Source organism: Coleofasciculus sp. FACHB-1120 (genome assembly GCF_014698845.1).
Lineage (GTDB): Bacteria > Cyanobacteriota > Cyanobacteriia > Cyanobacteriales > FACHB-T130 > FACHB-T130.
This window is the reverse complement of sequence record NZ_JACJTV010000015.1, coordinates 11,996-34,799: the sequence shown is the minus strand read 5'-3', so window position 1 is coordinate 34,799 and position 22,804 is coordinate 11,996. Positions and strand designations below refer to the sequence as shown.

The 22,804-nt window shown below is 48.3% G+C and carries 11 protein-coding genes; 2 read left to right on the top strand and 9 right to left on the bottom strand.

What is annotated here, in order from left to right; all coding sequences use genetic code 11:
* Positions 1-176: 176 nt before the first annotated feature.
* Complete coding sequence (locus tag H6H02_RS15110) at positions 177-362, top strand: hypothetical protein (protein WP_190819123.1); 186 nt, start codon at positions 177-179, stop codon at positions 360-362.
* Positions 363-1,163: 801 nt separating this feature from the next.
* Here the strand turns inward: H6H02_RS15110 and H6H02_RS15105 are convergent.
* On the bottom strand, positions 1,164-5,303 hold the full coding sequence (locus tag H6H02_RS15105) for an ATP-binding protein (RefSeq protein WP_190819248.1): 4,140 nt from the start codon (positions 5,301-5,303) through the stop codon (positions 1,164-1,166).
* Positions 5,304-6,555: 1,252 nt separating this feature from the next.
* Between H6H02_RS15105 and H6H02_RS15100 the strand changes: the two genes are divergently transcribed.
* Entirely contained in the window at positions 6,556-8,928 is a 2,373-nt protein-coding gene (locus tag H6H02_RS15100; protein ID WP_242040723.1) for a cache domain-containing protein, read from the top strand.
* 143 nt (positions 8,929-9,071) lie between these two features.
* Here the strand turns inward: H6H02_RS15100 and H6H02_RS15095 are convergent, their stop codons facing one another.
* From H6H02_RS15095 to H6H02_RS15060, 8 genes are all read right to left on the bottom strand, one after another.
* A complete protein-coding gene (locus H6H02_RS15095; protein ID WP_190819121.1) occupies positions 9,072-9,641 on the bottom strand; it encodes a general stress protein in 570 nt (189 codons plus the stop codon).
* Between the two features lie 299 nt (positions 9,642-9,940).
* On the bottom strand, positions 9,941-11,923 hold the full coding sequence (sir, locus tag H6H02_RS15090) for a sulfite reductase, ferredoxin dependent (RefSeq protein WP_190819119.1): 1,983 nt from the start codon (positions 11,921-11,923) through the stop codon (positions 9,941-9,943).
* Between the two features lie 467 nt (positions 11,924-12,390).
* A complete protein-coding gene (locus H6H02_RS15085) occupies positions 12,391-12,921 on the bottom strand; it encodes an outer membrane beta-barrel protein (RefSeq protein WP_190819117.1) in 531 nt (176 codons plus the stop codon).
* A gap of 574 nt (positions 12,922-13,495) precedes the next feature.
* The gene (locus H6H02_RS15080) at positions 13,496-15,334 is read right to left on the bottom strand and encodes a diguanylate cyclase (protein ID WP_190819115.1); all 1,839 of its coding nucleotides are present in this window, start codon (positions 15,332-15,334) and stop codon (positions 13,496-13,498) included.
* Positions 15,331-15,681, bottom strand: a complete 351-nt coding sequence (locus tag H6H02_RS15075; RefSeq protein WP_190819107.1) for a hypothetical protein — start codon at positions 15,679-15,681, stop codon at positions 15,331-15,333. The genes H6H02_RS15080 and H6H02_RS15075 overlap by 4 nt, the downstream gene beginning before the upstream one ends.
* A 251-nt stretch (positions 15,682-15,932) precedes the next feature.
* Positions 15,933-16,766, bottom strand: coding sequence for a FecR family protein (locus H6H02_RS15070; RefSeq protein WP_190819106.1), 834 nt, complete (start codon positions 16,764-16,766; stop codon positions 15,933-15,935).
* A gap of 172 nt (positions 16,767-16,938) precedes the next feature.
* Positions 16,939-17,871 carry a PleD family two-component system response regulator gene (locus H6H02_RS15065; RefSeq protein WP_190819104.1) on the bottom strand — a complete coding sequence of 311 codons (933 nt, stop codon included), beginning with the start codon at positions 17,869-17,871 and terminating at the stop codon, positions 16,939-16,941.
* 64 nt (positions 17,872-17,935) lie between these two features.
* Positions 17,936-22,645, bottom strand: a complete 4,710-nt coding sequence (locus tag H6H02_RS15060; RefSeq protein WP_190819102.1) for a response regulator — start codon at positions 22,643-22,645, stop codon at positions 17,936-17,938.
* Positions 22,646-22,804 lie beyond the last annotated feature (159 nt).

Sequence of the window (22,804 nt, the reverse complement as noted above, 5' to 3'; positions counted from 1 at the left end):
CCGTGTCCAAGCTGATTTTATCAGGGCAGATGAATTCTAACGCCTGACCTAAGGGTGAATAGGTTTCCAGGTTCAGGCTGGGAACAGTAGCACCAGGCAAACAATAGACTTTTCAGTTTTTCTTTAGCTGAAATTTGGTAATTTTTCGTGCCCAAAAAAGCACTGGGAACCTTTTTATGGTTTCACCAGTTTCAGAGAAAGCGATCGCTCGCCCAAAACCGCTTGATGAAGTTTTTGATCCAAGGCTACAGGCAGCATCTCTTGTCGGCATGAAGTACAAAACCAATAAACCCCATTCTGGCGCGCATGACGCAGAAGAGGACTGCCGCAACAATGACAAGTATTCATTCGCATTTTATTAAACTCCTTATTCACAAAAAGTACACCCCTGAAGCCTTGGTCACTCAAGCGAATGTATAGGCGGACACAATCTGAAAAAATAAATTAACTTTGAGCTTCCCGAACCTTAAAAAAAGATGTGGTTAATGAAACTTTTTGGTTGCGAGATGCTAATGCCCTAAGACCGAATATTAAGCGTGTTGACCGCTCTGATAAATAAAGATAGAACTGAACATAGGTTTTGTTCATCTATCCTGGGGATCATCTCCTGGCGGGGTATCCGGGCTTCAGGGATCACAGCATTTCAGCAGGGGTTCGACCTGGATAAACTAGATTAAGCTCGTGGCAAGAGGTTCCTAAGACACTTGCGATCGCCACACGGAAAAGGAAAATTCAAAGAGTGCGAACTAGCAACTATATCAAAATAAAAATAGAAAAACTTTTAGCTTTCTCCCCCTGCGTTGAATCGGCATTCAATACACCAGCGTTCTTAGAAAAACTCTAGCAACCAACTTTACTGGCATATAATATCCACAATCCGTTGCTAGCCCTTTCCAGAGAAAAGAAAATCTATAGCGGTTCTTGCTAGAGGTTAAAAAGTACGAATTGTCATCGTTCAATTGCAGCTAATTTCAGACTACCGTTACATTCGGGGCTATTGAGATGAATGATGGTTGGTGTTATTGCTCATATCATCGGGAGCAATGACAGAGTATTGCGGCGATTGATAGAACTTTTAGACCTAGAGATGACAGTTAAGTTTCCGTGCTAAGGGTAGTTCACCGAAAAGCGCAGCAGGGGCAGTATCGAACCAGTAAGCAGTATTAATTTGCCTTTTGGATCAGATCGACGATCGCTGCAATTAACGTGGTTGGCTCGATCGGTTTGGAAAGGTGCCGTTGAAATCCGGCAGCGATCGCTTGTTGTTGATTCAGTTCCCCCACATACGCCGTAAGCGCGATCGCTGGAATCTGCCCGCCTAGCGCTGACGGCAAAGCTCTCACTTGCCGCATTAACATATAGCCATCTATATCGGGCATCCCAATGTCACTCACCAGAACCGTTGGCTGAAACTGAGCTAACGTGGCAAGAGCTTCCGCTGCTGAAGCGACAGCCACCACCTCTGCCCCTTCCTGTTCTAGGACAAAGGTGACATACTCTCGCATATCCGTCGTGTCATCTACTACTAACACTTTGATGCCTTGCAAGCTGGAGAGAGATTTTGACTCGCCAACCGCTTGAGGAAGGGCTGAGTGCTGTGACATCAACGGGAATTTCACCGTAAAGGTGGCTCCCTGCCCTTCACCAGAGCTATCTACACAAACAGTGCCACCATGTAATTCAACGATTTGACGGACGATCGCTAAGCCCAATCCTAATCCACCAAATTGTCGAGTCGTGGCGCTATCCGCTTGTCGAAAGTATTCAAAGACATAAGGCAGAAATTGGGGGAGAATCCCTTTACCTGTATCGCTGACCGTAATTTGAGCTTCAGCCCCAATCTGCTGTAAGCGAATTTCAACTCGTCCTTGTGGCGGGGTAAACTTGACGGCGTTGGATAACAAGTTCCAGATGACTTGCTGCAACCGACCTGAATCACCTAAAACTTGCCCAACCTCTGGTTCCAGGATTGTCTGAACTTGAATCGATTTGGCGGCGGCGGCTAACTGCACTGTTTCTAGTGCAGCAGTGATGGTGGTTACAAGATTGACTGGATCGACATTGAGACTGAGTTTGCCTTGGAGAATTCGAGAAACATCGAGCAAATCATCAATGAGCTGCACTTGCAGTTTTGCATTGCGTTCGATTATCTGTAGGGCATAAGTCGTTCGCACTTGATCCATCTTGCGGCTTTGAAGTAGCTGAGACCAGCCCAAGATCGGGTTGAGAGGCGATCTCAACTCGTGAGACAGTACTGCGAGAAACTCATCTTTAATACGATTTGCCCGTTCGGCGGTTTCCCGTGCGGCTTGTTCTCGTTGCAGAATTTGTTCTCGTTCGGCTTCACTGCGCTTGCGATCGCTAATGTCCTTGAACAGGATAGCAACTTTGTGGCTCTCCGGCTGCCCAATGCGGAACGCATAAACATCGAACCAACGGTTCAGTGCTTCGGAGTGATTCTCGAAGCGAAGCGGTTCGCCCGTAATGGCGATTTTGCCGTAAATTTCAAACCAATGCTTTTCAAGCGTCGGTGCGAGTTGAAGCGCTGTTTTGCCGCTCGCTTGTTCGAGTCCCGTTTGTTCCTCGAACACTGGATTGGTTTCCAAAAAACGGTAATCGATCGGCGTGCCATTTTCATCAAACAGCATTTCGATGACGCAAAAGCCTTCGTCAATGGACTCAAACAGCATTCGATAGCGTTCCTCTGAGGCGCGCAAAGCCACTTCTATTTGTTTGTGTTCGGTAATGTCACGGCTGGTTCCTGCTACCGCTTCTACTGCACCATCTGCATCGAAGAGCGGCACGAAAATGTACTCGTAAGCTCTTGTCCCAAAGGCACTGGTGTAGGGCGTTTCATCTTTGAGCGGTTGGCGCGTGGCGATCACTTGTTGAATCTGTTGCTGAAGTCGGGCGGCTAACTCTGGGGGGTAATCCAATTCAAAAAAGTTTTTGCCCATTGCTTCAGCAAACGTTTTCTGCAAAAGGTCGAGCAGCGGTTTGTTGATGTAAGTGAATCGTCCTGCCAAATCGAAGGTGTAAATAAAATCGGGTACAGAAGACACAACCGCATCAATGCGACGACGCGCAGCCGCTTGGCGCGATCGCCCCAGTTCTAAATTGGCAGCAACGCGGGCAAGTAATTCGCCGGAGCTAAAGGGTTTCACCAGATAATCATCGGCTCCAGCTTCCAATCCTTCGATTGCTGATGCTTCTCCGGCGCGAGCAGAAAGCAGCAAAAATGGAAGTTCGCGAGTTTTAGAATCAGCTCGCAACTGCCTGAGCAACTCAAACCCATCCATTCCTGGCATCATCACATCGCTGAGTATCAGGTCAGGCGCATGGTTGTATATGGAAGCTAGAGCGGTTTCGCCATCTTTCGCCATTTCCACCTGATAAAACTGGCTAAGGAGACGGTACAGATAGTCGCGCATATCGGCGTTATCATCGACCAACAGAATGCGGGCAGCCGCCGGGGGAGCCTTGGAGGTTGAGCGTTGAGCGTTTTCTTCCGTCTGTATTCTCAGCGCTGTATGTTCTTCGGGCAGCCAACCTAATGCTTCCTTAACATAAGAAGTTGCACCGGAGGCGGTGGAGGCTTGGGCGTGGCTGGCGTGAATGTCATGGCTCGCTAAATGAGCCGTTCCCATTGGCAATCGAACAGTGAAGGTACTGCCCTGACCCAGCGTACTGTCAACGGCGATCGCCCCACCCTGCAAATGTACGAGTTCCTGCACCAGCGATAGCCCGATTCCTGTACCCTCAAAGGTGCGTCCCCGTGCGCCCTCAACGCGATGAAACCGCTCAAACAGTTTGGGAAGCTCGGCGGCTGGGATACCTGTACCTGTGTCGCGCACCATCAGTTCAACATGGTCTCCGACCGGACGCAGAACAACCGCAATTTCTCCTTCAAACGTGAACTTAAAGGCATTCGAGAGCAGATTCAACACAATCTTCTCCCACATATCCCGATCTATGTAAATCGGTTCTGACAAGGGAGGACAATCAACCGTGAGTTGCAGTCCCGCTTGCTCAACGGTAGAACGAAATAGACTGGCTAATTCAGCCGTATAGGTTGCTAAATCGGTTGGCTCGTAGTTTGCCTGAGTGCGTCCGGCTTCAATGCGCGAGAAATCGAGCAGCGTATTGACGAGCTTCAGCAGGCGCTTCCCATTGCGCTGCACCAGTTCGAGTTGCGATCGCGCTTTGGTCGGAATGCTTTCATTAAATTCGGCTAGCGTCTGCTCTAACGGGGACAGCATCAACGTTAGGGGAGTGCGGAATTCGTGGCTGATGTTGCTGAAGAAGGACGTTTTAGCGCGATCCAGTTCTGCCAGTGCTTCTACTCGCTGGCGTTCTCCTTCAAACGCACGGGCATTTGCGATCGCTGTCGCAACATTGCCTGCCACCAAATCAAAAAATTCTCGATACTCATTCTCAAAGGCTCGATGGGGATTGATTCCCAACACTAAAAACCCAGCAATCTGAGGTTGTCCCGATTGGGTCAGCGGCACAACCCAGGCAGCAATAGGCGACTTTTCCCAGGCTCCCTTTGGTAACGCCCCGAATCGAGTTGCTACATCAACAATGACTGCTTGCCCAGTTTGATAAATCTGTCCCAATCCCCAGTTGTCATTGGCTTGAGTCAGGTCTACGCTCGTGGGCGTTGCTGAGGTTTTCGCCTCGAATCCAGCCGTTTCAACTAGAGTAGCTTGCTTGCCATCTACTTCCACTCGATAGAGCAGGGCAAACGGAATATCGTACTTATTGGTGGCTAAAGCCTGAATTGCAGTTCGACAGGCAGCTTCAACCGTCTTGGCTTGAGCCGTTTCGTTCGCCAGCCGTCCCAAAGTTTGTAAGCGGCGATCGCCCAGAACTCGCCCAGTTGTCTCGCTGACGATGCAAAAAATGCCGCCGACTTCCCCGCTCTCATCCCGCACGGGGTCATACGAGACATCAAAGTAAGTTTCCTCGCTGTACCCGTAGCGATTGAGAAAGAACAAATAATCTCGCGCCCAGAAGGCTTCTCCAGTGGTGACAACTCCCTCTAGCAAGGGTTTGAGCGCGTCCCAAACTTCGCTGCACACCTCATGGGCGGGGCGACCCAGTGCCCAAGGATGCTTCGATACTATAGCAGGGCGATAGGCATCGTTGTAGAGCGCGATTAATTCAGGCCCCCAGAACAGGCAAATTTGAGCTTTTGAAGGCAGCAAAATGCTGACAGCGCTTCGCAAACTTTGGGGCCAGTGGGTCACGTCTCCTAAGGGAGTCTGCGACCAATCGAGCGATCGCATCAGATTCCCCATTTCGCCACCTGCAACAAAAATGTTGTCGGCAGCCCTTCCTTTGTCTACAAATGTCACTGCCGCAACTCCCGCTTCTTGAAATACCAGGCTAGTAGGTCTTTGCCCTATTCCCCCATTTTATGCAGCAGTGTTTCCATCTGCTTCAAAGCAAGTGGTAAGAGGTACCTTGGTTTGTTGCCCCATCGATTTACCCTGTGGTAACGATACCCTAAGTAGCGTTGCGAATTTTTTCTGTGAAAGTTCAAGTTGCTAGCGAGTCTCACAGACTAACACTGCTACCTTTACCTCTTGAATTGTCGTGATTGGATACAAATCCCTTTATTTTAATGCGAACTTAATGCGAAAAATTGAACGATAGCAAGTGTGATATCTCTCTATCCAGTAACAAAAATGGGGTTATTTTTTCTTCATTATCTTCCGCTCTTACTAATTTAGAGAAAGCGTTATCATCACTACGTAGCTGTCTTTGAACAGGTCAATTTTCATCGGCATCGCTTCCAGTCCTATCTAGTGCAAGCGACCTTAGGGCATGAGAGCGTTGACACAACCAGCCGCTATTTGCACGCCGATTTCACCCCAATTTCGCACCCTAAAGTAGCACATTCCGTATTTTCGCTATTTGAAAATTTGGACTGGCAATAGCAAATCAGGTTTACTGATTTGTATAACAAACTACTTTTTTTGGAAAAAAACCAAAATAACCGATTGTGATAGTAGGGTGTGCAGAATAGGAAGTATATCCGTAAAGCTGGATATAGAAATCTTTTCCCGATGCCCTGCCTGGAAAGGTAAAAAATATGACCTTAATCAGGGAATCCATTGTTAGCACTAAGCCGTACTGAGCTAAAGTCACCTCTATACGCTCATTGGTCGCTACTTAAGGAAGTAATCGAGGTGCTTTCATTGACCTCTCAACTCTGGATTTTGACAGGATGAAAATTCCGTAGTTATCCCAATGCTGGTTCAATCAGCAGGTGATAATATCTAAATTTGTAAGTAAAAAAGTTGGAAGAATAGAAAATCTCAAAATTATTCTTAGAGGGAACGACCTAATAACCGAGAGTAAAATAGAACACTTTCAACTTTCGCAATATTAAGTTCCTTGGAAATCTCCTATTTCTCAAGTCGATAACAAGTAGCACTAAGAATGTCGTCCCTAAATAATAAGGCTGACTCAGTTAGGCAAAAAAGTAGCCAGGAAGCATTTTCCAGATTGGAAAAATTCAATTTTTCTAAAGCGTTCTGGCTAAGGATGCCAAGAAAGCAGCATCGCTACAAGCAAAGATGGCAACCTCGTAACCTGATTGTTCTGTCGATACTAGCAGGGTCAACGTTGGGAGTGAGTGCGATCGCTGTAGTTAGCTATCAGGTTGTGCGGGGACTGATTCTTGCGAACCTCCAACAACAAGCCTTACTAAAAGTCCAACAGGGGCGGGATGAGATTGACCAGTGGCTATCTAATCGGAAGACTGAAGTAGAGATGCTGGCTAACAGCCCCATCGTGCGCTCGATGGATTGGTCAGTCGCCCAGCCTTATCTAAAGTCCGAATCGCAACGGTTTAAAGAAATTCACCAGCTGTCAATTGTCAACTCTCAAGGCAGGGGTGCGAATACCAGCGTCGGTCCTCATCGCAACAATATGAAAGACCGTGAATGGTTTATCAAGGCAATGGCAGGGCAAGTTAGTGCAGCAAATCCTGTAGTCAGCCGCACCACAGGACTCTTACAAATTAATATCAGCGCTCCCATTAAGGGGCTTCCAGGTACTAAAGTGCTGGGAGTAATGGCTGGAGCGATCGAAGTTGACCGAGTGATTCAGGTAGTGAGCAGTCTCCAGCAGGGAGTTGGCAGCTATGCGTTTGCACTCAACTCACAAGGGGTAGCGATCGCCCATCCTGACTCCAAGATGATTGGCTCCGCAGAGCGTCAGGCACCCAGCTTTTTACAATCTTCCAATCCGAATCTGGCAGCGATCGCCCAGCACATGGTTGCCAAACAAGCAGGGATTGAACTATTACGAGTCAATGACAGATGGAACTACGTTGCCTACGTGCCCTTAAAGGAAGCGGATTGGTCAATTGCGCTGGTTATTCCTCGCCAGAACATTGAATCTCACTTAGGCGCACTCAACCTCTTGGCGACCGTTTTAGGCGGATTGTTGCTGATTGCCCTGATTGGTGCATGGCGACAGGTGCAGCTGTTTGAGCAAACCCGCACTCGTGCCGAGCAGGAAGCTCTACTGAATCGTTTGGTGTGTCGTATCCGAGAATCTTTAGAGCTACAAACCATTGTTCAGACGACGGTAACAGAACTGGCAACCTTAACACAGCTTGATAGAGTACTGTTTGGCTGGTACGATCCCAAATCCCAAACTCTTGAGCTGGTTGGTGACTCTCACGCCCAAACATTGACGATTCAGCCAAGAAAGTTTCAGTCCAATTCGTGTACAGACATAGCAGCTTGTCTACAGCAGACAGAGGCACTTCAGCTGTTGTTTGTTGATGCTGAGTTAGAGCAAACACCTCTAGAGTTGAAAGCTCACGCCTACCTTGCACTCCCTATCCCGCTTCTAGATGGCTGCTGCGGCTATCTTATTGGTTTGCACGCTCATTATCTGAGTCAACTAGATCGAGAATTACTCAAAGCGGTGGTAGATCAGCTAGCAGTTGCCATTACTCAGGCTCAACTGTATAACCAAACGCAACAACAGATTACACTGCTCAACCAAACGCTGACCAAACTTAACCACACCCAACTCCAGCTAGTACAGAGTGAGAAAATGTCTAGTTTGGGTCAGATGGTGGCAGGCATTGCCCACGAAATCAATAATCCAGTCAACTTCATCTACGGCAATCTTACTCATGCCAGCTCTTACATCCAAGATTTACTGGAGTTGATTCAGCTGTACCAAGAGCAGTATCCTCAGCCCACGCCCCAGATTCAAGACAAAGCGGAGGAGATGGAGGTGGAATTTCTTAAAGAAGATTTATCCAAACTCCTTGTCTCAATGCAAGTTGGCGCTCAGCGCATTCGTGATATTGTTCAGTCGCTGCGCGTGTTTTCCCGTCTTGATGAATCAGAAGTTAAGGATGTGGATATTCACCAAGGCATTGATAGCACGCTGATGCTCTTGCAAAACCGTCTCAAGGCGAAGCCAGAGCATCCCGGCATTGAAGTTGTCAAAGAGTATGGTCAATTACCCAACATTGAGTGCCATGCTGGACAACTTAACCAAGTATTTATGAACCTCCTCAGCAATGCGATTGATGCCATAGAGGAGTTCAACGCCAAGCGTAGCTATCAAGATAGGCAAGCTTCGCCCAGCCGAATTACAATTCGCACGCAAGTTTTGGCATCAAAACAAATTGCGATTCGGATTGCAGATAATGGCGCAGGTATTGCTGAAGAGATTCAACAACGATTATTTGACCCGTTTTTCACTACCAAGCCGGTTGGTAAGGGAACCGGAATGGGATTAGCGATTAGCTATCAGATAGTGACAGAGACACATCGGGGACAGCTACGATGCATTTCGTCACCCGGACAAGGAGCAGAATTTGCGATTGAGATTCCGATCCAGCAATCACAGCAACCATCGTCGGAATTGCTTAAGCAATCAGTTTAGGGGGCAATTTAGGGCACAAATTCCCACTACTGATGAACAAAAAAAGTAAGGACAAAATAGATTTGAGAAAGTTGCACTAAAACTTTCTCAAATCTATTTTCAGCTAGCTTGGTGAGAATTGGGAGTTTAGTATTCTAGGAAATTTAGGACAAGACAGGTGAATCGTTTGGTCGGTTATAAACAGCCCAATCCTGAATTCCCTGATTGCGAAAAACTCCTTCAACTTTGGCGATTTCCTCGTCTGTACCATCCACAATTACCAAATAGTAATTGTAAAACAAGCGATCGCTATAAACTTTAGCGTCATCTTTGTGAATGCCGAGATCGGTTAATGCCTCAATCAAACGATTCGTTGCCGCTGTTCCGATCCCAACACCCGCAATCGTACCAGCTAGAGTCAAGCCAAGAGTACCCGCTGCCATTACAGCCCCCACGCCAGGAACTGCTAAAGTGCTAAGACCCGTGAATATGCCGCCAAACAGCCCGACGTTCGTATTTGCGTTTGCTTTTGTGGCAGCAGTGACGCTAGCTTCATCACCAATGCGATCGCTCATATTCGCACCGGCAAGTTGATCGTCCTGCTTTGCCTGTGTGGTAATTACCGAAACTCTATCCATCGGGAAGCCAGTTTTGTTAACTTCATCGAGTGCAGTTTCTGCATCTTGACGATTAGAAAATACCCCCACAGCACGCTTATTTTCAGCTACAGTCATTTTTCCCTCCGATTGCCATATCTGCATCGCGAATACACAAATGCAGAATTGATTTTTTAATCCTTGATGTTGAAATTTTGGTACTTTACACTACTAGATCCATCAATCCCTAGATGTAACTCGGAGGGCGAGTATCTCCGGGGGTTTTGTTACGGCTGAGTGAATCATTGAAGACTCATCTCAAATCCGTCTACTTGCCCATAGTATAAAGAACCCCTCCCCGCAAGCGGGAAAGGGTTGGGATTCTGGGCAACTAGGGGGAATCAACCAGACTTGAAATTACTGGGTAGCCAGTCGCATTACTCGTTAGGCTTTTGATTCGCCTGCAAGAAAGCTTCGATTGCCTCAGTTGCCAATTGAGTCATGGGCTTACCCTGTCGGGTTGCTTCTGCTTTCAAGCGGCTGTAAACATCATCCCGGACATTGATCCGACGGCGTATTTTAGCCGCAACCTCTATTTCTGATTCTTCTGGCAGCACCACCTCATTAATCAACCCGGTGTCTGACTGAGGAGATACGGCTTCCGACTCATAGTCAACTGTAAATTGACGAATCGCATCAAAACCGACGCGATCGCAGAAATCCCCAAAATCTTCTTGGGGTTGCCGCGACTGCTTAAAGTAAACGAAAATCGGCTCTAATTCAGCTTCTAGCTCGTTGATGTGCAGCCGATCCATATAAGCTCTAGAGAGTCGCGTTTGGTCGCGTGAAGCCCCCAGCCAAATCTGATAAGATTCAACCGCACTCCCGACAAATCCTAATTCTGCCAGATAGGGACGAGCGCAACCATTCGGGCAACCCGTCATCCGCACGATAAAGTGTTCGTTTTCCAATCCTACTTTTTTCAGCAGCGCCCGAACCCGATTCAGGAGATCCGGCATGATCCGTTCCGATTCGGTGATTGCCAAGCCGCAAGTCGGCATTGCAGGGCAAGCCATCGAATAACGCACCAACGGGTCAAGTTGATTGGGGTCTGCCTGAACGCCACAGCGGTCCAGAATCTGCTGAATTTCGGTTTTTTGCGCTGGGTCAATTTCGTAAAACAGCAAGTTTTGGTTGGGTGTCAGGCGAATCGGTAGCGAGAACTTCTGCACGATTTCCCGCAGTGCAGTTCTGAGCTTAAAGTTCCCTTCGTCCTTCACCCGACCATTTTCAATCGGAATCCCTAGAAACAGCTTGCCATCGCCTTGTTCGTTCCAACCCAAGAAATCTTTGTATTTAAACGGCGGTAACTCTTTAAAAGCGGCCAGCGGTTTGCCAAAATATTCTTCGACTTTGGCGCGGAACTTCTCGACGCCCCAATCTTCGATTAGGTATTTCATCCGCGCATGACGGCGGTTAGTGCGATCGCCATAATCTCTTTGAGTGGAGACAATCGCTTTGATGAGATCGTAGATATCTTGTTTGTCTACATACCCGATGGGATCTGCCATCCGGGGAAATGTCTCTTCTTTGTTGTGGGTGCGTCCCAAACCACCACCCGCAAAGACATTAAATCCCTCTAGTTCTCCCTCGGCGTTGGTCATCACCACCAAGCTGACATCTTGGGAATAGAGGTCAACCGAATTATCCCCTGGTACCGTTACGGCACACTTGAATTTCCGGGGCATATAGCGATCGCCATAGAGCGGTTCTTCTTTCCCGTGGACGACGGTGCCGTTACCGTTGCGTTGCCGCGCCGCCTTTACCTCTGGGTTTTCTTCCCCGCTAATGGACTTTTCGCCATCCAGCCAAATTTCATAATATGCGCCTGTTTGCGGTGCCAGCAGGTCAGCAATATTGTTGGCATACTCCCAGGTATATTCGTAGTCCCGGCGATTTTTGTAAGGCGCTGGGGGCGTCATCACATTGCGGTTGAGGTCGCCGCAGGCTCCCAGCGTTGACCCCATGTTTTTAATGATGGCAGCGATGGATGCTTTGAGATTTTTCTTTAAAATTCCATGCAGCTGAAAACCCTGGCGGGTCGTAGCGCGTAGCGTTCCATTGCCATATTCCTCAGCCAGTCGGTCTAAGGTCAGATACAGTTGCGGTGGAATGAAGCCCCCCGGATTACGGGTACGCAGCATGAACTGGTAATCTTTTTCCTGACCCTTCACCCGGTTGTCCCGGTTATCCTGCTGGTACGATCCGTGAAACTTGAGAATCTGGGTGGCATCTTCTGTGAAGCTGTTGGTGTCTTCCAGTAGCTCAGTTGCCACAGGTTCGCGTAAAAAGTTGCTGCGTTCTTTGAGTCCTTCTACTTTAGAAAGCTTTTGGACTGGGGAAATCGGAGATTTAACCATCGGAAACTAAGGGGCTGAACGGTTGAACTGGATCACCGGAAAATCTATCGGGATTACGGCGTATACATTCATGGTACTATCACCATTCTTAATCTTTAGCGATAGGTGAGAAAATCCCTAGATTTTAACAATTCTTGCAGAAAGGGATATCCCCAGAGGACGCCCTTCGGTTCGCCACACCAGTGATGCAGTGATGCAGTGATGCAGTGATGCAAGTAAGCGTGTAAAGTCTTTCGTCCCTAACCCGATTTTTGAGCCTCGCAATCTTAAGCCGCTCTCAATTAAATCAGATCCATCGGTAGATTAGCATAGCTACCCTACTGTGCAGTGGATTAAACCTAAGTGAGAACCGCTATAAAAACAAAAGTGGGACAGGCTTTATCAACCTGTCCCACTTTGTTAGAAGTCAGTTAAGTCAAAATATCTCAAACCAAACACCGCCAAGAACGCTAGAGAGAGCGTTAATCCTAGAAGCCGTAGCCGATTCCCAGATTGACGCTAACAGAGGAAGCGGGGCTGTTTTCGTAAGGCTTGATTCCTAGTTTGGCATCGCTGAAGACTACAACGTTCTTAGCAACTTCTGCTTCAACGCCAGCCGTCACTACAGGCGCATTGCGGTTGCCGAAGGTAGATGGTTTACCTTCGGTTTCATGCAAACCGTAGCCACCACCAACGTAGAAGTTGGCTTTATTGGTAACAGGCACATCATAAGTAACCATCGGAATGATAGTGCTGGTTTCGTTGGTGAACTGTACGGAACCTCTAATAGAAACTGGCGTCTTGGGAACCGCATAGCGGCCTTGAATCACACCGCCGACTGCGGCAGCATCGCCATCTTGTCCACCATTTGTAACGCTAGCAGAACCACCAACCCCGACATAATTTGCTCGTGTTCCTAGGGGTTTTGCAGAAGCGTCCAAACTAGACATTAAAACAGGAGCGATCGCTAGTGCAGATAGTACGGAAATCTTAGCTACGGATTTGAGAGCGCGATTCATAATTGATTCCTTCAATTCTCTGGTTTTCAGTTGCTTTGTTACATTCAAAGTCGTTAGCCAAAGCAAAAGGTTCCAGAAAATCTCTAAAAAAATTTCTCGTCCGCTCAAACCAAGGATTGCTAAAGCTTTTAAGTCTCAGTATTCTCCTACAGGTAATAGCTTTAAGCTCTTTAAATTTCAAAATACCAGTAAATATTTTAGTCCCTGAATAATGTTTCTACCTCTGACGATGGGTTGAATTAGCATTTTCGCAAATAGAGGCTTCCTGGCAGTGGACTGTTTGGGAAGTGGCACAAATTTATGAAGGATTTTAGGAACCTTTTTGTTGTCTCGGCAGTCTAAACTTCAAGGAAAATTTGTATCTAAAAGACTAATTACAAAGTTTTATGGCTTGATAAAATTCCTTTAGAAAGCTGAGGAATTGGAAGCTGACTGAATTAAGGAAACAGCTTTAAAAAGTTAAAATTGTAACGATATTTTCAAAAATAGACTAAACTTCACTCATCACAGGTAATCGGAAAAGTGCAGGATGGTTATAGCCGCTAAGAGGCGCAGACACTCACCCGAAGAGTGGCTAAGAGCAGCATCGGCTAACGCGATCGCGTCCCAGAGCTTTTGCCTGATAAAGCGCCTCATCCGTTGCCTTTAACAATATTTCCGGTGAAGTATCGCTGTGGGGAACCGTAGTCGCAACGCCCAAACTCAGCGTTACATACTGACTAACTAAAGAATGGCTATGGACAATTTTTAAGTCTTGCACTGCCACTCGAATTGCTTCTGCTACTTGCAATGCGCCGGTTTGGGCAGTATTGGGCAAAATTACGGCAAATTCTTCGCCCCCGTATCGAGCGACTAAATCCGCCGGTCGCTTGACAGCTTGAGCGATCGCATTAGCGACGGTAATTAAACAAGTATCCCCGGCTTGATGACCATAGGTGTCATTGTAGAGTTTGAAAAAGTCAATATCGCACAAGATCAGAGACAGGGGGACTTTTTCTCGTCTGAGACGCCGCCACTCCTGATCCAGGTATTCGTCAAACCGGCGTCGGTTCGGCAGGCCTGTTAAACCATCCAAAGTCGCAAGGCGCTGCAACTTTTGGTTAGCTGCCTCCAATTGTTCATAGAGTTGTCCTTGTTGAATCGCAATTCCCACCTGCATCGCCAAAGAAGAGAGCAGATCGATTTCCCACGGTTGCCAGTGTCGGGGTTGCGAACAATGATGAGCAATCAGCAACCCCCACAACTGTTGTCCTTGCAGAATCGGAACGACTAAATTCGCTTTCACCTGAAACCGCTCTAGCAAACCGATGTGGCACTGACCCAGTCCTGAGTTGTAAATATCGGCGACTGCTTGAACCCGACCCTGCTGATACAGTTGGGCGTACTTTTCCTTAAAACAGGGATCGTAGACGGGAGTTCCCAGCATTGAAATCCAATGGGGTTCTACAGACTCCACCGCCACAACCCCGCGCCAACCAGCCTCGAAACGGTAAATAATCACCCGGTCGCAGGCAAGAAATTGCCGCACTTCTGCCACCGTTGTGTTGAGAATCTCACTGAGATTGAGAGACTGACGGATGCGCTCTAGCATCGCCCCCATCAGACGCTCCCTGAGAACTTGCAGTCGCAGTGCCTCTTCCGCCTGTTTGCGTTCAGTAATATCGGTGAGCGTGCCAATAAAGCCAACAGTCCCACCGCCTACTCCTTGTTCCGCCACCGCCTGACCAAACACCCAGGTGACGACTCCATCCGCACGCCCAAACCGATACTCCGACGCAAATCGCCGGTTTTCTAGGATTCCCTGCTTCCATTCGCTGATAACGCGATCGCGATCGTCGGGATGCAGCGCTTTCGTCCAACCTTCTCCGAGTGCTTCCGCCAGGGTCAATCCTGCCAGTTCGCGCCAGCGCTCGTTGACATACAAACAGTTCCCTTCTACATCTGTGTGGAAAATCCCTACCGGCGACATTTTAGCTAAGGTGTAATACCGATACTCGCTTTCCTGAAGGGCTTCCTCGGTTCGCTTGCGCTCGGTAATATCAGTAATTGACCCTGCCATGCGATAAGGTTTGCCTTGCTCATCTCGAAATGCAATCCCCCGACAGAGAAACCACCGGATATTGCCATTTTTGTGGATCATCCGATGTTCGATTTCATACTGAGGCGTCAACCCTTCGAGATAAATACTTGCAGCCGTCATCACCCATTCCCGCTGCTCCGGATGTACCAGATGGAGCCAAGCCTCTATGCGGTTGTCAATTTCGTCTTCGCGATAACCCAGCATCGCTTTCCAGCTTGCGGTGAGATACATTTCACCTGTTTGGAGATCCCAGTCCCAGAGTCCTACCTGACCGGCATTAACGGCTAGGACATAGCGTTCCTCTGCTTGGTGGATAGGAATCATGTCCTTCATAAAGTAACCATGCCTGTAGATGGAGAGGCAAAAACTTTTAAAAACTTGTCCCAATGCAGCCCGCACGCTTTGTTGGTATCAGTGAGGAATGCTTGATTTTGCTGGTCTCCGGCGGCGAGTACACCTGTATTCCCAACTCGCGGTTGTGTACCTACCGGGATTCGGATGAAGGAGATCGAGGCAGGCTTTTTGGAGAGGGTGCTATAACATCGCTTCAATTTCCCGACCTCTTGACGCAGCGCTTCCTCTAGTTGGGGACGTTCTAGATGGGAGTAGGGTTGCTGGATCGCAAGCACGGAGGCTTCATTTTGAAAATCATGCCAGCAAGCTGGACAATCAAAGCGCATTTGAGTTTGTTTTTTAAGGGGGGTGTTTGAAAGAGTGTCAATCTTCAAGGGTTGAAATCAAAACGACACTCCACGGTCACACAAGAAAGTTAAGTAGAGATGCCCCGATGTTCTAAATTCTATTATTGTCGAAAGATTTGAGCGATCGCGTAGTTCGCTTTTGCGAACATAAAATGCAAAGACAAAAGCGAGGCGATTTTAGGGAGAGCGGGTTGCCGATAAAATTCACTCACCGAGCCTGACAAGCCACCTCATGGAACCAGCAGTTCATATGCCTGTCGCCTTCCCAAAGGAGTTACCACAACTGCTTGAATTTTCCGTTCCTTAGACAGCGGTACAGTAATATCAAATTCACCCGTGCGCTCCACATTCTGTAAAGCAGACGCCACGATCAACAGATTGAACGGATCGATTAGCCCGCGAATGCGTGCGCGATCGCCCTCCATCGCCGCAAGGACGCGAATCTCTAATTCAGCCTCTTCTTTTAAAGGAATTGGCTGTGAAGGGGGTTCACCAGGAATCACTAAAGTCCGAAACCCAGCATTGACTTCTACCGATTGCCCCTGCGCTTCCTCGACCACGCTCCCTTCCAGGGTGGCAACGCTCGTCTTACCATTGGGTTTGACGCTCACACCAAATTGCGTCCCGCGAACGCCACTCAAACCGGCAGGTGTTTCAATTTCAAAGCGCGAATCAGGATTCGTAAACGGTCGCACTTCCAGGCGAGCTTGTCCCCCCGTCACTTGAAGCCGCGTAATTCGTCCGCCGTCAGGCGTTGTCTGCAATTGTTGTATTTGCAGAGTGGTATTTTCTGAGACATTCACGAAGCCAATGCCGGTATCGACCGCTAGGACGGCATTAGACTGATCGCCTGTTCTGATAGTATCGCCCACGTCCTCAAGGCGTAAGCCGACCCTAACCGACCCGGCGGCTTCTCTACGTTTATAGGTGACTTTCCCTACATAAGACACGACTTCCAACCGTCTGTTGAGTCGAACCTGCAAAGGTTTTGCCACTGAGTCTGTACCGATGCTCAAGAGAGCTACCAATACCAGGAGAGACACGAATGCTCTACGACTTTTCACTGCTCACCTCTTAGGGAAATTAAAAATTAAAAATTACTAATTTGATTTTGTAGTTTTAATTTTTTTTGCTGATTTGTGCATATTAACTTGATTGAGCGATCGCCTTTTATGTCGCGCTTTATATCTGCGTGGCTGATTGTATTCACAGATGCATCGTCGCCAGAAGCTGCGTCTAGGAGCATACGCGATCGCGTCCTCCTGCTTTTGCCCGATACAGCGCCTCATCCGCTTCCTTAAGTAATGCTTCTGGTGAGGTGTCATGCAAAGGAATTACGCCAGCAACACCCAAACTCAGCGTCACAAACTGGCTAACCGCAGACTTGGCATGAACAATTTCTAAAGATTTAACAGCCCGTCGAATTTCCGTTGCTACTTGCAACCCACCCGCCGCAAAGGTATTGGGTAAAATCACAGCAAACTCTTCGCCACCATAGCGAGCGACTAAATCTGTCGAGCGCTTGACAACCCGATACAGGGCACCCGCGACAGTTTGTAAACAAATATCTCCAGCTTGGTGCCCGTAAGTATCGTTGTAGGTTTTGAAAAAATCGATATCGCAGAAGATGAGAGACAGGGGCAGTTGTTCGCGTAACATTCGCCGCCACTCTTGAGCAAGATACTCATCAAATCGACGACGGTTTGCCAGTCCCGTCAGGCTGTCGAAGGTCGCCAGTCGCTGCAAGTCTCGGTTTGCTACCTCCAGTTGTTGATAAAGTTGAAATTGTTGGATTATACGCCGCACCCGCTGACGCAGTACGGGCCAGTGAATGGGTTTGGTAACGAAATCAATGGCTCCGACCTCAAAAGCTCGGTCAACGGATTCTTTGTCGTCAAGACCTGTAATCATCAATACGGGAGTGCGATCGCATGAAGCAATTTCTTGCAGCCTGGAGCAGCAAGTGAAGCCATCCATTATCGGCATCATGGCATCGAGCAAGACAATATGCGGCTGAAAGCGAATGTAAGCACTCAAGCATTCCTCTCCATTGCTTGCTTCAACAACCTGGTATCCTTCCTGTTGCATTGCTTGACGCAGTAGCTGACGCATGATTTTGTCGTCGTCTACCACGAGGACGATAGAGGGTTCTTGGGGAAGGGAAAGCATTTTTAATTAGACCTATTCCGTAAATTGGTATAGGATGTACCCTGCGCGGAGGTTTCAATCTCGATCAAAGAGGGAACTCTTGCAACGCACAGCGCACGCGCTCATACTCCGCCTCCAGCTGCGATGCGATTTCCGGTGCCCCTGCTAGAGTATCGTCTTTCGCGATCGCTTCGAGTTGCTTACACAAATTGGAGAGTGTCATGGCACCCAGCGTTGCACTGGTTGACTTGAGCGTGTGAGTCGCTTGTCGCAGCGCCACTGCATCTCCAGCATCCACTGAATTCCGGATGACTTGCAAGATGTGGGGTGTATCTTCCAAGAAGCTATCAATGACTTCCACCAGAACGGATGCAGCATTCTCCCCAAACATCTCGCAAAGTGCTTGGATTGCCTGGGGATCGACAGCCGCGGTGGAGATGGGGAGACGGGGAAGCGGCTGCAAAGTCGCTAACGCCTTCAGCAGCGCCTCCATCTGGATCGGTTTACTGACGTAATTATCCATGCCCGCGCTCAAACACTCCTCGCGATCGCTCTGCATCGCATTCGCGGTCATGGCGATAATCCAGGGACGTTGCTCGTAGGGCCATTCTTCACAGATTCGGCGCGTGGCGCTCAATCCGTCCATTTCTGGCATTTGCACGTCCATCAGAACGACATCATAGGGCTGGCGTTGTAGCGCTTGCAGCACTTCCCAACCGTTGCTGGCGATATCGGCTCGATACCCCAAACGCCCCAATAGATGCAGCGCCACCTTTTGGTTGACGACATTGTCTTCGGCTAACAGAATTCGCAGCGGTAGCCGTTGCGCTAGATTCGGGTCAATCGGTTCGGGATGGGGACGTGGGCTTGGCAGCGCAGCAGGTTCGCCCAGGAGACCGCTCAAGACATTGTAGAGCTGAGATTGTTTAATCGGTTTATTCAGGAAGGCGGCAAAATTTGTTTGCTGTGCTTGTAGCTCTATCTCCGGCTTGCCCAGAGAAGTTAACATCACCAATGGCAACGTCTGAGTATGGGGTCGAGAGCGAATTTCTGCGGCTAAGTTCAAGCCATCCATCTGGGGCAATTGCATATCCAGAATGGCAATATCAAAGGTCTCTTGATTGCTCAGCCAGCTCAGAGCCTCTTCCCCAGAGGTAGCGGCGCGGGAGGTCATTCCCCAAGCGATCGCCTGCAAAGTCAAAATTTGCCGAGTGGTTGCGTTATCATCCACAATCAACAACCGTTTTCCAGCCAGTCGTTGTTGGGAGTGGCTGCTGTCAGCAAACGTTGACGTGGGAACGGAGGTGGCGACAACGGCGAAATAAAATGTGGAACCCTGACCCCCTTCACTTTCCACCCAAATTCTACCGCCCATCATTTCTGTCAATTGTCGGCTAATCGCTAATCCCAACCCCGTACCGCCATAGTTGCGAGTAGTAGAGGAATCAACCTGGCTGAAGGGTTTAAATAGACGGTCTATACGGTCAGAAGGAATCCCAATTCCGGTATCTTTAACGGCAAAGCGAATTGCATATTTGAGATTTTTAATTTTGGGTTTTCGATGTTGGATTGCCGCTTTTTCGTCGGGTTTTCCAATACAAATCGATTGTTTTATGTCCTCTAGTTTCGTCTCATCTGGTTTCGTGCCCTCCATCAAATAAGCAGATTCCTGTCTTAAATTCGCTCCCCAGCTCCCCAGCTCCCCAGCCCCTCTGCCTCGTTCTCCCAATTGACGAGCTTTTACCGAGATTACAACTTCTCCTTCGGGTGTAAATTTAACTGCATTCGCAATTAGATTCACCAAAATTTGGCGGAGCCGCGTTACATCCCCCACAATCATCTTTGGCACAAAAGGGTCGATTAGATACGCTAGTTCCAAGTTTTTTTCCGCCGCCTTATGAGCCAGCAAATCAAGCGATTCTTCTATACAATCTCGTAGATTGAAAGGTTGCTGTTCCAGTTCCAACTTGCCAGACTCGATTTTAGAAAAGTCAAGAATGTCATTAATAATCGTGAGTAACCCATCGCCACTGTTGCGAATTGTTTCTACAAAGTCTCGCTGTTGTGGCTTGAGTTCGGTATCTAGTAGCAACCCAGTCATCCCAATTACCGCATTCATGGGAGTGCGGATTTCGTGGCTCATCGTTGCTAAAAATTCACTTTTGGCACGGTTAGCTGCTTCTGCCTCTTGTTTTGCTTTTTCCAAGGCAACATTTTGCTGAGCTAATTGTTCGCGTTGGCGGGTTTCTTGTTCTAATAGGCAAGCCTGAGCCAGGGCAATACCGACTTGATCCGCTACGGCTTCTAGTAGCTCGATTTCCTCTTTTGTCCACTGACGGAAGGTGTTGCATTGATGTAACCCAATCACCCCATTAGGTTCTCCCTGATAGGAAGTGCGAATCGCCAGCATCGATTTGAGTTGAATTTGCTGACAGAGGGAGACAGATGCTTTTAGGAGCGGATCGGCATAGACATTTGAGGAAGCGATCGCGCGATCTTGAGCAATTGTTTGTCCGGCATGGGGATTGCCAATAATCGGGATTTGTATATCCATTATCGAATCATATCCAGGCTCCAAATACTCCGCTACTAGGGGAATTTGGGGTTTAGGGTTGGCAATGTATGAGTAAATCAAACAGCGATTTACCGCGAATGTTTTGCCCAACAAATTACAAGTTGTTTGAAAAATTTCTTGGGTTTCTAACTTGGCACGAATCTCTTGGGTAATCCGTTTGAGCAGCAAAGCCCTGGTAACTTGCTGTTGCAGGGCATCTTGGGCTTTTGCACGCTCAATTTCACCCCCCGCCCACTGTGCCATGAGCTTCACTAGCTCTTTATCGACTGCTGTGAACTGCTGCGATCGCACTTTTAAACTGGAGAAGCTGAGGGTGCCGTAAACAATACCGCCTGCGACTACCCTAGTTCCAATATATGCCTCGATTTTGAAAGGAGTATTCGCCGGGTACTGGTACCATTGCGATCGCTCAACTGACTCAAAGCAAATCGGTTCGTCGCAGCGCAGTGCCTCCCCACAATAAGTTTGTTTGACATCGAAAATACTTCCTTTAACCAGTTGAACGGGTGAATTTTCGGGCACCTGGGCAGCAATGAGGTAATATTTCTCCCCCTGAATCTTCGCCAGCGTTCCGATTTCTAAGCCAAACCGCCAGCATCCCATCTTCAGCATCCGCTGGATGCGTTGATCGAAGTTTAGAGGCGTTCCTTGTTCGCCTTGAGCCGCCGTCACTTCATACAGCGCCCGTAATCCTGCCTCGCTTTCTCGCAGTTCTTGTTCTGCCTGCTGGCGCTGGGTAATATCGCTGCCAATTTCGAGAAACCCGGTAATGTTCCCCTCAGTATCCCGTAACGCTGTCACCGACACCAGCACTGGAAAATGGCTACCATCTTTGCGGATGAAAGTCCATTCGCGCTCGTCTACCTCCCCACGACGTGCCTTGGCAACAAAAACTTCAAACCCTGGCTCAATGGGAACTCCCAGCTCTTGCGACAATTTTTGGGCACGTCGGAATACTTCGTGTAAATCGTGAAATCGTAGGGGTGTTGTTTTGCCCACGACTTCAGCCGCAGTGTATCCTAAATATCTTTCGGCGGCGGCATTGAAGGTGCAAATTGTGCCGTCTGGTGTGGTGGCAACAATCGTGTAGTTGGCGCTATCTAAAATTGCCCGCTGTAAGCTGGTTGTCTTTTGCAGTGCCTGTTCAGTTTGCTTGCGATCCGTAATGTCATTCAAGGTGCCGGAAGTACCCACGATAGTACCGCTAGCGTCCAGTGTCGCGCTGGCATAAACGTCAAGCCAGCGACATCTGCCATCAGCGGTGAGGATGCGGATTTCCTGCCGGTAAAATTTTGTTTGGCATTGAATCAGCGCTTGAAACAGTTTTAAATTGCGTAGACGCTCTTCCGGATGAATGTAGTTTAGAACATGAGTGCCAAGACTTTGCTCAATCGAGAATTTAGTGATTTCTGTCCAAGCCGGATTCAGAAATGTCCACGAACCTGTTACGTCTGTTTGAAAAATTACTTCTTTGACGTTATCGACGACAGAGCGATATCTTTTATCGCTTTCTCGTAGCGCTTCCACGACCTGTTGATGCACAGAAACTGTGCTTTCTAATTGATGGAGATGTATTCGGAGTTCCATTTGCGCGATCGCTTGCCGCCCCAATGCTTTGAGCGCTTCAATCTGCTGGTTCGTGAGCTTTCGGGGAATTTGGTCAATCACGCATAAGGTGCCCAAAACAAAGCCATCAGGCGTTACTAAGGGAACTCCAGCATAAAACCGAATATACGGGTCAGATGTTACTAAAGAATTCTTGGCAAACCGCTCATCTGCTAACGTATCAAGGACAATTAACGGCTGATCCGGTTTAAAAATCGTATGGGCGCAAAACGCTAAATATTTTGGTGTTTCTGTGACTTCTAGACCAACTTTTGACTTAAACCACTGCCGATTGCCATCGATGAAGCTGATGAGAGCAATCGGAGTATTGCAAATATGGGAAGCCAGCGCCGTCAGATCGTCAAATGCTGGTTCTGGAGGCGTATCGAGAATTTCATAGCGATGAAGAGCCTTGAGCCGATTTGCTTCAGCCTCAAGGCTCTCTGCTTCGCTGTTCTTGGACAAGGGGTGTTGCAGCTCCAAAGAAGCATCAAGGTTCTCGTCTTGAGCCATAAGAGTTGGGCTTTTTTTAGGTTGCTGAAACAGGCAATCCCGTAGAGACGGCTGGCTAAAGTATTTGGAGAGCGATCGCAGGAGAGGACGGAGGATTTTCATAACTCATCTGTCTGGCTTTTGCGATCGGTTATTCGGCTACCAGGTTAACTTTCTGGGCAGAAAACTTCCACTTTAACCCTTGCCAATGATGAGTTCCGTCCCTCAAAAGCCTCGCCCTTCAATATTTTTAAGACATCTGCTCTTTAAGACATCTGCACG

Bases quoted from the DNA above. Each gene is read 5' to 3' on its own strand.
- H6H02_RS15085 (WP_190819117.1), bottom strand. From the start codon at position 12,921: ATGAATCGCGCTCTCAAATCCGTAGCTAAGATTTCCGTACTATCTGCA.
- H6H02_RS15075 (WP_190819107.1), bottom strand. From the start codon at position 15,681: ATGCGCTTTGATTGTCCAGCTTGCTGGCATGATTTTCAAAATGAAGCC.
- H6H02_RS15105 (WP_190819248.1), bottom strand. From the start codon at position 5,303: ATGGGGAATCTGATGCGATCGCTCGATTGGTCGCAGACTCCCTTAGGA.
- H6H02_RS15065 (WP_190819104.1), bottom strand. From the start codon at position 17,871: ATGCTTTCCCTTCCCCAAGAACCCTCTATCGTCCTCGTGGTAGACGAC.
- H6H02_RS15095 (WP_190819121.1), bottom strand. From the start codon at position 9,641: ATGACTGTAGCTGAAAATAAGCGTGCTGTGGGGGTATTTTCTAATCGT.
- H6H02_RS15100 (WP_242040723.1), top strand. From the start codon at position 6,556: ATGCCAAGAAAGCAGCATCGCTACAAGCAAAGATGGCAACCTCGTAAC.
- H6H02_RS15110 (WP_190819123.1), top strand. From the start codon at position 177: ATGGTTTCACCAGTTTCAGAGAAAGCGATCGCTCGCCCAAAACCGCTT.
- H6H02_RS15080 (WP_190819115.1), bottom strand. From the start codon at position 15,334: ATGAAGGACATGATTCCTATCCACCAAGCAGAGGAACGCTATGTCCTA.
- sir (WP_190819119.1), bottom strand. From the start codon at position 11,923: ATGGTTAAATCTCCGATTTCCCCAGTCCAAAAGCTTTCTAAAGTAGAA.
- H6H02_RS15060 (WP_190819102.1), bottom strand. From the start codon at position 22,645: ATGAAAATCCTCCGTCCTCTCCTGCGATCGCTCTCCAAATACTTTAGC.